Here is a 13572-nt window from a genome sequence, read left to right on the forward strand (position 1 = left end):
TGCCCGTGGAAGTCGGGCAACTTAAGGCGCTATCCTGGCTTGATGTGAGTGAGAATCAGTTGCACACGTTGCCCGCGACAGTGGGGCTATTGGTGGGGCTGCACCGACTCGATGTGCAAAAGAACCGATTGGAGGAGTTACCGCTAGAACTTGGGCAACTCACAGCATTGCAGTGGCTTGATCTGCGCGACAACCAACTGAAGGAATTACCGACGGCCATAGGGCATGTAACCACTCTGCAAGCGCTGTATCTGACCGGCAACCCCCTCTGTGAGTCGCTAGCGATGATGTGTCAGCAGGATCTATCAGCGATCCTGGCATACCTTCGGATCACGATGCGTTGGGCTAAAGCCAAATAGAACAGATCGGTGGGATGAAGTTCTATGCAATGCTTACTGAATAGAAATATTTTGCAATTGAGGAAGCCATAAGGCAACGATAATTGCTACGTGGCTTCCTCAATTGCGAGAACGCTCTAGAGATCTTACGGTACGGTGATTTTGCGTTTGCCGATCTGGCTCGTGATAGTTGGGTCAGTGATTTTCGTATCTTCTGCAAGCAGGAAGGCTTTGGAGAGGATGATGGCGAGGACTGTATCCCCCTCGAAAGGGAGGTAGAGATCCTGCGTCGTATTGGCGCCACGGCCAGGCACAATGCAGAGATATTGATCATTGGGTTCCATGAGGATGTTCCCCGATCCCAGGTGAATCTTGTAGATACGTAGATCGCCTTGTACCTTGAGGAAGCGGCCTTCAATGCGGCAACGCGGTGCGAGTGAGAGCCGAGGAATGAGTCGCTCCAGGATCTGTTTGCGTGTCTCAGCTGTTGCGGAGAGTTCGCCAAAGCCGTATGAGTGCCAGTAGTCTCGATATTGCCCCTCTGGGCCACCATCTTGCCAGGTGGGATCGTTACCAACACTGGCGACGCCCACGAAGAGATCGACGTCGCGCAGCACTTCGGAGAAGACGAGAGGGGGTATCTGATCCAGTGCGAGGGGAACTGCTGTGTCATCCCCGCGCCAGGAGTTGGAGACATAGCCACCGCCACCTGCATGCGCGTAGTTCTCAGCAGCGTCTATCTCGTAAAAACGGACTTGATCGGTTGTGAGATAGAAATAGGTCCCTGCGTCGTTGATATCCGTTTCGTAATTGTCACCCGCCCCTTCAACCCAGAATTCAGCGCGTAATCCCCAATGCGGTAGAGAAAGCATGGTTGGTGGATAGACGTCATCGACTGCCAGGCGTAGCTTACTTTGCCAGCCACGTCCAATTGCCAGGGAGTTGAACTGATGCTGACGTAGGATGTGGGTCGCAAAGCGGTTCGAGTAGACACGGGTGTTACGCTCGGCATCGGTGAGCAGGTACACTTCGCGATGTGCCTGCTTGAATGGTTGTGTGATCCGCTGCTCTTCAAGCCATTCTCGCCAGGCCAGGACTTCCTCGGCAGGTGAAAAGACGGGATGCCAGAGTGTGACGACGGCTTCATCTGTAAGCTGCAATGGCTGATCATGCATATCCACCAGGTGTCCTTCACGCCAGATACCTGTATCTACGCGCTTGCCATTAGTGAAGCGCCAGATCAGGTGATGTGCAAGCGTGCCGACAAGAGGATGCTCTAGATAACGTTTGCGCCATGTTGCGAGCGGCCATGTGCGCTCGATGAGAGGTAGGCGTTCAATGCGTTCGCGCTGTGCCGCCAGCATATGAGCCATGTCATCGCTCAAGCGTTTGAGGTCTTTTAGGGCCTGCTTCTCATCACGCTTCACGTTCGCTGGCGCAGCTTTGCATGGCTTTCCTGCTGCATTGAACCATTGAAGTTGTACGCGAGCGCCGACGACACGCAACTCTACGGAGGCTTCGCCGATGCAAACGCGCCTACATCCCTCTTGAAGCTCAAACGTGGGTACGGTCAGCTCCTCCATGTCTTCACGGCTCATGCCAGCCCGGTGAGCGGCTTCATTTAACGCGACTTCAATGCCTCTGAGGAATGTGGCTTGTTTGGTATTGAGACGCACGCGCTCAAGCTGGGCGGCACCATCCAGACCAGGCATGTTCTTGAGCGCATAGACGCAAGCTCCTGCGACCTTGGGCGCACGAGGACCAATGCCCAGCAGCTTCCGATAGCCCTCAATAGCGGCATCGCCAAGGACGGCCGCCAGGTGCTCATTCTCAAGCTCAAGACAGCACCAGGCTAAACCCTTGAGCAGGGTCGCATTCTCTTCGTCCAGCCGCTCATCGTGTTTCTTGCGAAACGCACCGATCCACTCACACATGAGTTTCGCTAGATTCTGGGCTTCAAGTCGCTTGATATGTTGTTTAGCCTCTGCAAGCCACTTGTTGCTGGGGGTGCTGCTATTGGCGAGAGCGCAATGTCGCAGCAACACCAGCCAATGCTCCCGTGTTTGCTCCTCTATCGTCTCTAATAATGGCTTCACCTGCGTTCCCCAGGCATCAGGTCGCAAGGGAATGACTTGCTCTTGTTGCCCTCCCAGGAGATCGTCAATGAGTTTGAGCTGACGGCGTTGATCAGCAGAGGCATAAAAACTGCTGACCTCCTCACGCAAGCCTTCCAGGTGAGGGCGGCAGACAACAAGGGTTTCAGGGGTTGCCAGGGGATGAGAGAGCGCACGCAGCAATGCCTGAGATGGCAGATAGTAGTTTCTATAATCTTGCTGGAGTATTTGGAGGAGCGCCTGGGTGTCTTCTAGAGTATAGGGAAGATGGCGTTTGCAAAGCTGGCTTAGCAAACCTTGCACTGCACGTTGGGCATGCCAGCTATACTGGTTCTCCTGCCTGGGTGGTTGTTCGAGTGCCACACGTAGTACCGCGATTTGTAGTTGAGGGTTCGCCTGAAGAATAGGTCTTGCCGCCTCAAGTTCTGCTGGCTTCATGTCCCAGCTATACTGACGCTGATCAGCCTCCTGGTAAAAAGCTGTAAGGAGTTCGTGTGCCTGTATCGTGTGTGACATATTCTTTACCCTCCAACCAGCGGAACCAACTTGAAGAACGTGACCTCGCTTCCCGCAGGCAACGCAATAGAGGCATCCAGGTTCTCGACCTGCCTATCATTGACCAGGACGATGAAACCTCGTCGTGAGAAGGCTTCAATGGCCTTCTCATACTGGGCCTGCCAACCGAGCTTGTGTGCGTGTTGAAGGCGATACCCATTCAATGTGCGCTCGGTCTCGTTTGGCTGCACAAGTCCCTGAAAAGAGAGCGCCTGCTTTGCATTAAACTCAGTCACTTCCTGGTAAATGCGGCGACGAATCAGCTCCCGAAGGGTAAGGGTTTCATCTAGTAGCTCAAGATGCCAGCTACGCTTTTGCCCGAGCATGGACTCGTCGATGATGGTCACTTCGCTCATAGAAGGTACATCTCACTTCCATTGTTTTACTCTTCTTTTCTTTTTGATGCCGCTCAAGCCGGAATATCTTGCTTTTGGGGCAAGCAAAAGAGCATTAATCGTAGTAGAGTTGTTCCATCTGCTCAGGAGGAACTCCCCGGAATCTGCCGGAGATATAAACCGCATTGCAGCGATGGAAGTAACAAAACTCTTCCCATTGTTGATGACGGCGTTGGCAACATTCTTGCTCTTGCAACAGGCGCTGGGAACGTTCCTGGTTCGCTCCATAGAAGATAACAAAGTGTGCCAGGAGCCAGATAAGGATGGGGAAGCTGATAAGAAAACCTAGAATCACCCAACTGCCGTTCTCCCCTAGCTTTTCATCTATCTGCAAAAAAGGCCATTCTGATCATACATGCAGAAGAGTAAGGAAAGAAAAATCGCAAAGCAGAGGAGCATTTGTTCTCCCTGGGGCAAAGGTATCGTGCGTGGTTTAGGGGGGTGCAAGCATTTTTCCCAGAATGGTTTGTTGGGTAGTGGTTACGGGCCTCATTGTTGTCGTGAGTCTCCTATTTGCCCCATAGGTCATTTGTGGCTGGAGGCGTGTCGCCGTCGAGAAGCTCTTATTGTAAATAGCCGTCACACGTTGAACGGAGTCGATGCGCCTACACACTGAGAAGAAGGCGGGACGGAACCCATCTCCATTCGCGGGCCTGAAGGCACTGGCGAGCCGATTGTGACAGAGACAGAGGTTGCTTTTAATGTAGGTGTGACAACGTACGATCATGGCAATGCCTTTTGTCTGAGCCTAGAGGAAATGCATAGGGGAGATCTCTTCTTCTGGAACCTGGTTGGCGACCCGCACGATATCGCCGTCAAAGTGGTCCTTATACGCCTAGTTTCTTATTTCCCTGAAATTGAGGTAGGTAGCGACCGAGAACCAAGCGAATGGTGGGAAGCAGCTCTGCGCTGCCAGAAACTCTTCGGGGTTGCCGATTTGCCGCCAGGGAGTTGGGGCGACAGGGGTAAGTTAGGGGAAGATGCAAGAAGGCAACTCATTGCCCTCGCGATTTCACTCCCTGACGCCTTGTCAGTATAGTTGAAAGGCTATATGCGCTTTCTTTCTGAAATATTGGGTTAGAGAGGAGAAAAAGGCGCCCCTAACCGCCTCTTTCTCCCATTCCACTCGCAACGGTTGGGGAAACATTTCCTGTTTCTCCAAAAATACCATCAAACCACGGATGAGAAACAATGGGCCCACTTCATGATGACGTTTTGACGCGAGACGTGATATAACAAGGGGAGGATCGGGAGTGAGAAATCATGAACCCCGGTTTTTCAAACCGGGGCTTGCTCGACGGTTCGCCGCTGAGCAAGCCCTCATGAGCAGACTCAGTTCGGAGCGTGCTCCGAACTCCGTTCGCAGCGAAACTAGGTACCAGTGGGTGCGAGGCCAGCCCGCTGCTCTACGGTGATGGGTTAAACAGGCAGAGGGGTCAAGCCCGTGCTCATCGCGTCAAACCGTCGCTGAACATTGTCGAGGCCAACCGTACCTGCGCAAGCAGAGATCCGAAAGGATTCTTGGATGTCCAAGGTGTTTGTCATGGATAGCTCTCACCAGCCGCTGGATCCCGTGCATCCGGGTCAAGCGAGCCGCTTCCTCAAGCAGGAGAAAGCAGCCGTGTGGCGTCGCTTCCCCTTCAGCATCATCCTCAAGCAAGAGGTCAAGCAGCCCCAGACCAAGCCCTTGCGCCTCAAGATCGATCCAGGCAGCCGTACGACCGGCATCGCCCTGGTCCATGATACCTCGGGCGAGGTTGTCTTTGCCGCAGAGATAAGCCATCGCGGGCAACAGGTCAAGGAAGCTCTCGACACCCGTCGAGGAGCCCGAAGGGGGAGACGCGCCCGCAAGACGCGCTACCGCAAAGCCCGATTCCACAATCGCCGGCGCCCCAAGGGGTGGCTGTCTCCCCCGCTGGAGAGCCGCCTGCGCAACATCCTGACGTGGGTCGGGCGCCTGTACCGCTGCGCGCCGGTGACCTGCATCGGCCAGGAGCTGGTGCGCTTTGACATGCAGCTGCTGGAGAACCCCTCTATCCAGGGGAAGGAGTATCAGCAAGGGACGCTCGCGGGATACGAGGCGAGGGAGTACCTGCTGGAGAAGTGGGAGCGGCGCTGTGCCTATTGCGGCAAGAGCAACCTCCCGCTGCAGATCGATCACATTCTGCCCCGCGCCAAAGGGGGAACCAACCGCCTGAGCAACTTGACGCTGGCCTGCGAGCCCTGCAACCAGGCCAAAGGAAACAGAGACCTCGAAGACTTCCTCAAGAAGGAACCGGAACGCCTCAAGCAGATTCAGGCCCAGGCCAAAGCCCCTTTTTTTACGCCGCTGCATCGATTGGATGGATACAGTTACCAGAAAGGAGGCGTGCATTCCTCCCCAGCCTAAAGGCGCGGGGCTTCCTACACGCATCTGTGTGAGAACGAGGCGTTGATCGTCACGCAAGTAAGGTCAATGATAAGTGAGGTACGACATGGATTCGATCGTTGAGACGGTATTTCAGCACGCGGAAAGAGGGCCGGAGCAGCCTGCTATTTTCTTTGAAGGGCAAACCATCTCCTACGGGCAACTTGCTTCTCAGGTACAATCCTTCGCGCAAGCGCTGTTGGTACAAGGGTTGCGAGAAGGTGACCGGGTGGCGCTCTTCCTGGAGAACTGTCCGGACTTTGTCGTCGCGTACCTGGGAGCGCACCTCGCTGGGGGGATCGTGGTCCTGGTCAATACCCAGTATAGACAGGTTGAGCTCAGCCATATCATGAGCGATGCAGGAGTGCGCTTTTGCGTCACCGGACCAGCTGGACAAGCAGAGTTGTCGCGCCTGGATCTGCCAGACCTCGAAACGCTGATCATCGTCGATGAGGAAGCTCATGAGGGGACGCAAGGGGCACGCGTTTCACTTTCTTTGAGCGATTTTCTGGATGCGGGCGACGAGCGGGGTGGCACGAGAGAGTTGACCATGCCATCACCAGATGCTCCCGCAGTCATTGGCTACACCTCTGGCACAACTGGGCGGGCCAAGGGCGCGCTCATGCTTCAGCGCAATCTGCTCGCCAATATCGCCTCGCTCACTGAGGCTTGGCACTGGACCAGCGAAGACCATCTCCTGCTCGTCCTACCTCTCTTTCATACCCATGGCCTGATGGTAGGCATGCACGGCACGCTCTACACAGGGGCGCGCGTGACCTTGCGGCGGAAGTTCGACGCCTCCAGTGTGCTGGCGAGCCTGCGCGATGACCCAAGCATGAGCCTGTTCTTTGGGGTTCCCACCATGTACTCGCGCCTGCTGGCTGAGGCCGAACGCCAGGGGGGACCCGTGCCCCATCCACGCCTCTTCGTCTCCGGTTCCGCACCGCTCAGCCCACATCTCTTCAACGATTTTACGCGTATATTCGGACAATTCATTCTTGAGCGGTACGGTATGACGGAAACGGGAATGAATCTTTCCGTCCCCTATGATGGCGAGAGGCGCGCGGGAACGGTTGGCCTGCCCTTTCCAGGTCAGGAGGCACGCATCGTGGACACGCACACGCGCCAGGCGCTTCCTGCGGGCGAGATTGGGGAGATCGAGGTGCATGGTCCTCACGTCTTCAAAGGGTATTGGAACCGTCCCGACGCGACCGCCGAGGCTTTTACCGAGGATGGCTGGTTCAAGACGGGGGACCTGGGCTGGCGCAGCGAGGACGGCTATTTCACCATTACTGGTCGTGCCCGCGAGCTGATTATTAGTGGTGGCTACAATATTTATCCGCGCGAGGTCGAAGACGTCCTAGCGACCCACCCAGGTGTCGCCGAGGTTGCCGTGGTCGGGCTTCCCGATTCGGATTTGGGCGAGCAAGTGGTTGCCGTCATCGTATCCAGGCCGAACCAGCCTTGCGATGCCAACGACATCATCGCCCACTGCCGCCAACGGCTCGCCAGCTACAAGAAACCCCGTCGCGTGATCTTCGTCGAGGCGTTGCCCCGTAACGCCCTGGGAAAGGTGCAGAAGCACCTGCTCGTCGCTCGCCTGGACGAACACGAGCAGCGGGGGAGGTAGCATGCCCCACAGCGAACACTGACCTCTCCTTCCAGCACAAAAAAAGCTTTGTCCTGGTGGCGATGGAGATGGGGAGGTGGCTCAGCCCCCGACGGAACGACCTCGACATGCACTCCATCGGCATTGCGTGTCTGCTCGCTTTTTGCCTTCAGGGTCGAGAGCGTGCCTAAGAACCAGATGGCCTGTCCCTCCTCGTCGGTCAGTGCATAGCCTGTGTGCTTGTGTCATATTGTGCTCCTTACTAGATGAGTGGGAATCGCCAAATCGTGATCCTAGAAACCCAGATGTAGTCCAATGGCGGCGTTCTCTTCAAGCGTGGCGTTCCAGTATCCGTATTTGGCGGACACAGCCTGGAAGCGGGTCAGTACTTCGGGTGTCGCTGCCCGATGGGTGCCATTGGTTGGCGCACCGATTTCCCAAAAAAAGTGACCCATTTGCTTGGTTGTGATCATATGGATAGTCGCCGGTTCAGTGAAGGGATTATGCAAGGTGTGAGGGGCGTAGCTTGGTATATGCAGGAAATAACCGGGTTTCCCACATACCACTCATAGCCATTCTCATCCTGCCTGAGTATTTCTAACTGGCCAGAAACAACTATGAAGTCCTCCGTATCGATGTGCGTGTGCAAAGGGACAACAACCCCGGCAGGCATGATGCCCTTCAGGGCACAGAAGTCACTTTTGGGGTCATCTGGGGAGGTCAAAAACTCAACTGTGGGTCCTAATATGTCAAGTATGATGCCGGTCGTGGGATTCTTCTGTATGCTCATATGTGCTTCTTTTTTACTAACTACTGTTGACACGACTCTTCTATGTGTTGGATGGCTTCGTCCAGGCTGGTTGAGGCAGCCATTGCTTTCTACCAAGTTGCTCGTCCCCATGCTGACGCACGCATTGATCGCGCGTCCACGTCTGACTGATCTGCTAATGGCAGGAATGAAGTGTGCGCTGACGCTGATTTCGGCTGCCGCTGGCTCGGGCAAGACAACTGCGATTGCGGAATGGCTGAGAACCTTTTCATCCCCTGGCTTTGCTGCCTGGGTTTCATTGGATGAAGAGGATAATGATCCCCAGCGCTTCTGGCTGTATGTTCTCATCGCCATTGAATCCAGTCTGCCTGGTCTCTGTCTCCCCTTGATTCATGCCCTACGTACGCAACGGGTCTCGTCCTCTACTTTTTTGAAGCATGTAATCAATGCCTTCCTACAGAGCGAGCAATCTCTATTCCTGGTGTTGGACGATTATCATGCCGTGACCAACCCGGTCATTCACCAGGCGATGACATATCTGCTTGAGCATCTTCCCCGTCGTGTTCATCTGATTGTGGCGACCCGTAGTGACCCTCCCTGGCCTCTCTCTCACCTGCGTTTGCAGGGGCAAATTCAAGAGATACACATGGATCAACTGAGCGGAACGTCTGAAGAGGTTGCGACCTTTTTCGACCAGGGGTAATGTAGATAGAGCTTGCTCCTGCCATTATTGAGGAGATAACAAGGCGTACGGAGGGCTGGATGGCTGGTATTCAACTCCTAACTCTTACTCACATTTAACAAAGTGAGCTTGAGCACAGACCGTTTCCATTGAAAATGAAAACCCATCAGCAACGTTTCCAAGCTCGCACATGCTATCAATTGTTAAATGTGGGTAAAAGACAGGTTTTTCAAACCGGGGTTCATGACCTGATCCTCCTGCGTCGTTTCCCTTCTGATGCCATTGAATATGCTCCAGAAGTTGGTCAACAGACGTGGGGTACTGGAGGAAACTATGATTGGAGAGAGTCGGTCGCAAAAATAACGTGTCCATTACCGCTCCTCTTTGGGGACACAGACCCGTTTGGCATCGCATGGGCTGAGGAAACAAGAGAGGCATTCAGCCAAGCGCCGATCACTGATCTGTAACACCAGTATAACAGGATACTTGACAGGAGAAAAGGCTTTTTCTTAATGATGATTGCCATCATGAGCTAGGCCTGCTATAGTAATGAACACACAAACATAGCGAAGGGAGATGCCGATACTTTATGGCCGCGAACTGGTGGGAGACACTCACCGAGCTAGTAACAACACTTGAACAAAAGCATATTGACTATACCATCCTAAACCGCGCCGCCCTCTATGCTCAGGGCGCCCTCGAAGAGGTTCCCCATGCCATAGAAATATCCATCCAATGGGATCTCTTCGCGCTCGCGCACGAGCTTCTGCCCTCAGGCTCCATCACCCACGAAGGGAACGCAGCTCGCTTCTCCTTCCGTAAACAGCCCTTCCGTGTGACGCTCTCCTGCCAGTACAATACAGTTGTGGCGACCGATCCTGACCGCCTGCACATTGAACATGTTGGACGCCACTTCTGGGTCAAGGCGCTAGACTACTACGTGCGCACCCTTTCCTCCAAGGATGAGTTAGTACGTGCCATCAAGGCCTACTGGCGGCGCTTACAAGAGCAAAACAATCGGTTAAACATGCAGGCCTGGAACCAGGACACCTACGACGCCTGGCTAGCACGCTTTGGCTCGCCCCAGGAGGCCGCGCAACGCATTCTGAAAGATCCTCGTGGACGCCTGGGTTCACTCGTACACCATCTGCCAGTGGTACAGGGAAAGAAGATTATCAACCTGCTAGGTTCGCATGGAGCCAAGGCCATCTCCCTGGCCCAGCTCGGTGCCAGGGCCACCGTAGTCGATATCTCCGAGGGAAATGCGCGCTATGCCCGCGACGTAGCCCAGGCCGCTGGAGTCGATTTGCGTTACATCGTCTCCGATGTGTTAAGCCTACCAGAGAGCGAGTTAGATGCCAGTTATGACCTGGTGCTCCTGGAACTGGGTGTGCTCCACTACTTCGTGGACCTGGAACCCCTCTTCAGCATTATCAAACGTCTGCTCCACCCCGATGGTCTGCTCCTGCTCCAGGACTTCCACCCCATCTCGACCAAGCTGATTATCTCCAAAGGCGCTAAACATAAAGTCAAGGGCAACTACTTCGACAAAGCGCTTATCACCAAACCCGTAGCCTTGAGCAAGCATCTCCCCACAGGGAAACAGGAAAATGCGCCCATAGTATACCAGCGTCAATGGACTCTTGGCGAGATCGTTACCGCTGTCGCCGCCTCTGGCCTCATCATCTCCTCCCTGGACGAGGAACCCAATCCCAAACTCGACGATATCGGTATCCCCAAACTCTTCACCCTCACCGCCCGCAACGTCACGCTATAAACATGGAGTCCATGAAGAAAAAGCTGTGTCAAGGAGTGTGGGTGGGTTGGCGAAGCCAACCCACCCACACTCCTTGACACGCGAGCCACGCAATGGCAAAAATTTAAATTTAACAGATAGCAACCGACCTACCACCTTGAGGGCAAAAATACATAATAGAACCCCTGCAATAGAGTGTAATACTTTAACCTGCATTTCATGTTTATATTTATTTTAAGAAAAATAGATGCTCTATGTTTGCAGAATACGACTGGTAAGAAAAAACAATTTCTTGCATATGTGTGATATTTCTGCCGCTGCTGACGTAGTATCTGTTACTATCCCAAATTTTTCGCTGGAGAAGCTGATGGATGAGTTCTCTACTTTATCCTCGCTAGCTCTGGCCAAAGCGCCTTCTCCATTGATGTAGCGAGCGCTTAGTAGCCATTGGCGCCTTCTCTCTCTTTCCAGAATATGTGCCTGACGTACAAGAGAGTCGTACTGCACCGCATCGTTTATTTGTGGTACTCTCACTATCTGGTAGCAAGGAGACCTAATGCAACTACACACACCAGACACCCGACCACGTACACGCATCACAACCCATCGTTTACTCCCTCTCTTCATGGGCATACTGATGCTCTTTGTTGCGGCCTGTGGCGGTGGCAACAACACCCCAACCAGCAGCGGCAAAGCCCCGGATGACCAGCAGATCCTGGTCAAACCCGTGGAAGGCCGCTCGGAGTTGCAGACCTTTGATCCCGCGCTCGCAACCGAATCGGCGGCCATCAATGCCATCAATATGGTCTTTACCGGCCTGGTTGAACTTGACGATAAGCTCCAGGTGCAGGATCAGTTGGCAGCTTCACATTCACTGGCTGCTGATGGCGTCACCTGGACCTTTAAGCTCAAACCTGGCCTCAAGTTCAGTGATGGCACGCCCCTGACCTCGACTGACGTGGCCTATAGCCTGGATCGGGCTCTAGCACCCGATCTCAAGTCGCCTGTTTCGCCCGTATACCTCGGCCTGCTCAAGGATGCGGATAAACGCTTCAGTGGCGCGATACCATCGCTCATCAACGATAGTATTTTGACGCCCGATTCCCAAACGGTGGTCCTCATCGCCAAAAGCAAAGCCGCTTATTTCTTGCAAATCCTGACCTATCAAACCTCGTTTGTGCTTGAGAAGAGCATGATCCAGAAGTACGGCAATAACTTTGCCGCCCACTTGAGCGAGGGCATTGGCGGCGATGGTCCCTTCAAAGTCGCCAAATATACGCCGAATAAAGACATCGAGTTCGTGCCCAATCCCAACTACTATGGACCTAAACCTAAGCTGAAGAAGGTTATTATGCCCTTCTACGCACAGGCGGATACAGCGTATCGTGCCTACCAGGCCAACCAGGTCGAATCTGCCTATGTGCCTTCTGTCCAGATTGCCAACGCGAAGCAGCTCCCAAACGGGCAGTACCATAGCATTCCTCAGCTCGATGTCGAATACTTTACCATGAACTACCTGGCTAAGCCTTTTGATAATCTTAAGATTCGCCAGGCCTTCGCCCTCTCCATCGATAAGAATGCCATTGCCCATAATGTCTTTAAAGATAGTGCAATCCCAACCAACCATATCGTGCCCCAGGGCATGCCGGGTTATAATGAGAGCCTAACGGCTACTCATGGCGTGACTAGCACGAAAGGCGATGTCGACCTCGCCAAAAAGCTCTTTGCCGAAGGGCTTCAGGAGGAGCACCTGACAGCCGCAACCTTCCCCCAGATTACCTTTACCGTTGCCACGTTGGGGCAGACAGACTCACGCAATATGTTTGCCGCCGTCCAGCAGATGTGGCAGAAGAATCTCGGGATCACTGTCAAGATCCAGGATGAAGACTTCAACAAGCTGCTCGACGACCGCAACAGCACGGTCAACAATTCCAAGGGCATGCAGATGTGGGCGCTCGACTGGAGTTCGGATTATCCCGACCCCCAGGACTGGCTGACCCTGATCTTCGATAAGGGTTCGCCCAAAAACGCCTTCAACTATGGGCAGAACACAACGCCTCTCGCCACAGAACAGCAGGCAAACCAGCTCCTGATGGAGCAGGCCGACGTCAATGCGGATCAGCAGGCGCGCTTGAAACAGTACAACCAGGCTGAGCAGGCGCTCATCAACGATGTCGCCTGGATTCCTGTCTATCAGAGCATCTCGACGCTGGTGCGCAAACCCTGCGTGGTTGGTGTCGTTGATAATCCACAGAACTTCACTCCCCCGACGATTGGGGCAATATCTACATCTCTGACGCGACTCCCTGCGCTAATACGAAACAGTATAGCTAACCAGGTAGCCGCATACGCCAGTAGCGGGCCGAAGCAACATGCTTCGGCCCACTACTGCTTTGTAGGAATCTGCGTACCCATCAGCGCGGCCTGGGTGGCGATGGAGGCGAAAGCGGAAGGGTAAAATCATCGCTGACGCGCGGACGCACCAGCAGGACCGAGCAGGGGGCATGATCCAGGACAAAGCGTGCTACATGTCCAACCGATTTGGGCCCCAGCGCAGGTCCACCACCGCGAGGTGAGCGGGGACAGATCACGATGAGATCAGCCTGCCATTCAGTGGCCAACTGCACAATCGCTCGCTCTGGCCGCCCTACATGCTGGAGTAACTCTATATGCGTACTATATGTGCCAAGATGCTGACGGGCCTCTGACAGTACCTCCTGCGCCAGGCCCTCCTCGGCCTGCCGCATCTGCTCATGGCGAGGCAACATAGAACGGCTTGGGCGCAGAAAGCGCTCACGCTGGCGTTTCATATCCTCCTGCGGCCCTGTGTCGGTCACATAGAGCGCGCCAAGCGTCTTCTCCTCCGCTCTCAGCAGCGAGGCGAGCGCACCTACAAGCGCCTCAACATTAAAGCTATCCAGGCAACAGAGTACACGCATATATTTCC

General features: G+C 54.3%; 12 protein-coding genes and 1 pseudogene. 8 read left to right on the forward strand and 5 right to left on the reverse strand.

Translation table 11 applies throughout. The annotated features are described in order from the left end of the window. Positions 1 to 5: 5 nt before the first annotated feature. Positions 6 to 359, forward strand: a complete 354-nt coding sequence (locus JMJ04_RS36200; protein WP_236038979.1) for a leucine-rich repeat domain-containing protein — start codon at positions 6 to 8, stop codon at positions 357 to 359. A gap of 125 nt (positions 360 to 484) precedes the next feature. Here JMJ04_RS36200 and JMJ04_RS36205 read toward each other — a convergent pair whose 3' ends face one another. Next, entirely contained in the window at positions 485 to 2968 is a 2484-nt protein-coding gene (locus tag JMJ04_RS36205; RefSeq protein ID WP_201375229.1) for a DUF4132 domain-containing protein, read from the reverse strand. Positions 2969 to 2973: 5 nt separating this feature from the next. Continuing rightward, complete coding sequence (locus JMJ04_RS36210) at positions 2974 to 3363, reverse strand: MoaD/ThiS family protein (RefSeq protein ID WP_201375230.1); 390 nt, start codon at positions 3361 to 3363, stop codon at positions 2974 to 2976. Here JMJ04_RS36210 and JMJ04_RS36215 point away from each other — a divergent pair. The 4 genes and pseudogenes from JMJ04_RS36215 (at position 3344) to JMJ04_RS36235 (ending at position 7439) form a co-directional block, all read left to right on the forward strand. Further along, positions 3344 to 3691, forward strand: coding sequence for a hypothetical protein (locus JMJ04_RS36215; RefSeq protein ID WP_201375231.1), 348 nt, complete (start codon positions 3344 to 3346; stop codon positions 3689 to 3691). The two genes, JMJ04_RS36210 and JMJ04_RS36215, sit on opposite strands and share 20 nt — an antisense overlap. Before the next feature lie 387 nt (positions 3692 to 4078). Continuing rightward, positions 4079 to 4441 (forward strand): hypothetical protein, encoded by a 363-nt coding sequence (locus tag JMJ04_RS36225; RefSeq protein WP_236038832.1) that lies wholly within the window; start codon positions 4079 to 4081, stop codon positions 4439 to 4441. 486 nt (positions 4442 to 4927) lie between these two features. Next, positions 4928 to 5719 (forward strand): annotated as a pseudogene (gene iscB / locus JMJ04_RS36230) (RNA-guided endonuclease IscB); the annotation flags it as partial. Positions 5720 to 5876: 157 nt separating this feature from the next. Then, positions 5877 to 7439, forward strand: a complete 1563-nt coding sequence (locus JMJ04_RS36235) for an acyl-CoA synthetase (protein ID WP_201375234.1) — start codon at positions 5877 to 5879, stop codon at positions 7437 to 7439. A 272-nt stretch (positions 7440 to 7711) separates the two neighbouring features. Here JMJ04_RS36235 and JMJ04_RS36240 read toward each other — a convergent pair whose 3' ends face one another. Both JMJ04_RS36240 and JMJ04_RS36245 read right to left on the reverse strand, forming a co-directional pair. After that, on the reverse strand, positions 7712 to 7891 hold the full coding sequence (locus JMJ04_RS36240) for a hypothetical protein (protein WP_201375235.1): 180 nt from the start codon (positions 7889 to 7891) through the stop codon (positions 7712 to 7714). Further along, positions 7888 to 8208: a cupin domain-containing protein gene (locus JMJ04_RS36245; protein ID WP_201375236.1), complete on the reverse strand. Its 321-nt coding sequence runs from the start codon at positions 8206 to 8208 to the stop codon at positions 7888 to 7890. The genes JMJ04_RS36240 and JMJ04_RS36245 overlap by 4 nt, the downstream gene beginning before the upstream one ends. Before the next feature lie 109 nt (positions 8209 to 8317). Here JMJ04_RS36245 and JMJ04_RS36250 point away from each other — a divergent pair, with 109 nt between their 5' ends. The 3 genes from JMJ04_RS36250 (at position 8318) to JMJ04_RS36260 (ending at position 13083) form a co-directional block, all read left to right on the forward strand. After that, positions 8318 to 8890 (forward strand): AAA family ATPase, encoded by a 573-nt coding sequence (locus JMJ04_RS36250; protein WP_201375237.1) that lies wholly within the window; start codon positions 8318 to 8320, stop codon positions 8888 to 8890. Between the two features lie 568 nt (positions 8891 to 9458). Then, a complete protein-coding gene (locus JMJ04_RS36255; protein WP_201375238.1) occupies positions 9459 to 10646 on the forward strand; it encodes a class I SAM-dependent methyltransferase in 1188 nt (395 codons plus the stop codon). Between the two features lie 535 nt (positions 10647 to 11181). Continuing rightward, positions 11182 to 13083, forward strand: a complete 1902-nt coding sequence (locus tag JMJ04_RS36260; protein WP_307811796.1) for a peptide ABC transporter substrate-binding protein — start codon at positions 11182 to 11184, stop codon at positions 13081 to 13083. Here the strand turns inward: JMJ04_RS36260 and JMJ04_RS36265 are convergent. Beyond that, the gene (locus JMJ04_RS36265; RefSeq protein ID WP_201375239.1) at positions 13040 to 13564 is read right to left on the reverse strand and encodes a universal stress protein; all 525 of its coding nucleotides are present in this window, start codon (positions 13562 to 13564) and stop codon (positions 13040 to 13042) included. The genes JMJ04_RS36260 and JMJ04_RS36265 overlap by 44 nt on opposite strands. Positions 13565 to 13572: the final 8 nt, after the last annotated feature.

It is taken from the genome of Ktedonobacter robiniae, from assembly GCF_016587375.1.
Taxonomy (GTDB): domain Bacteria; phylum Chloroflexota; class Ktedonobacteria; order Ktedonobacterales; family Ktedonobacteraceae; genus Ktedonobacter; species Ktedonobacter robiniae.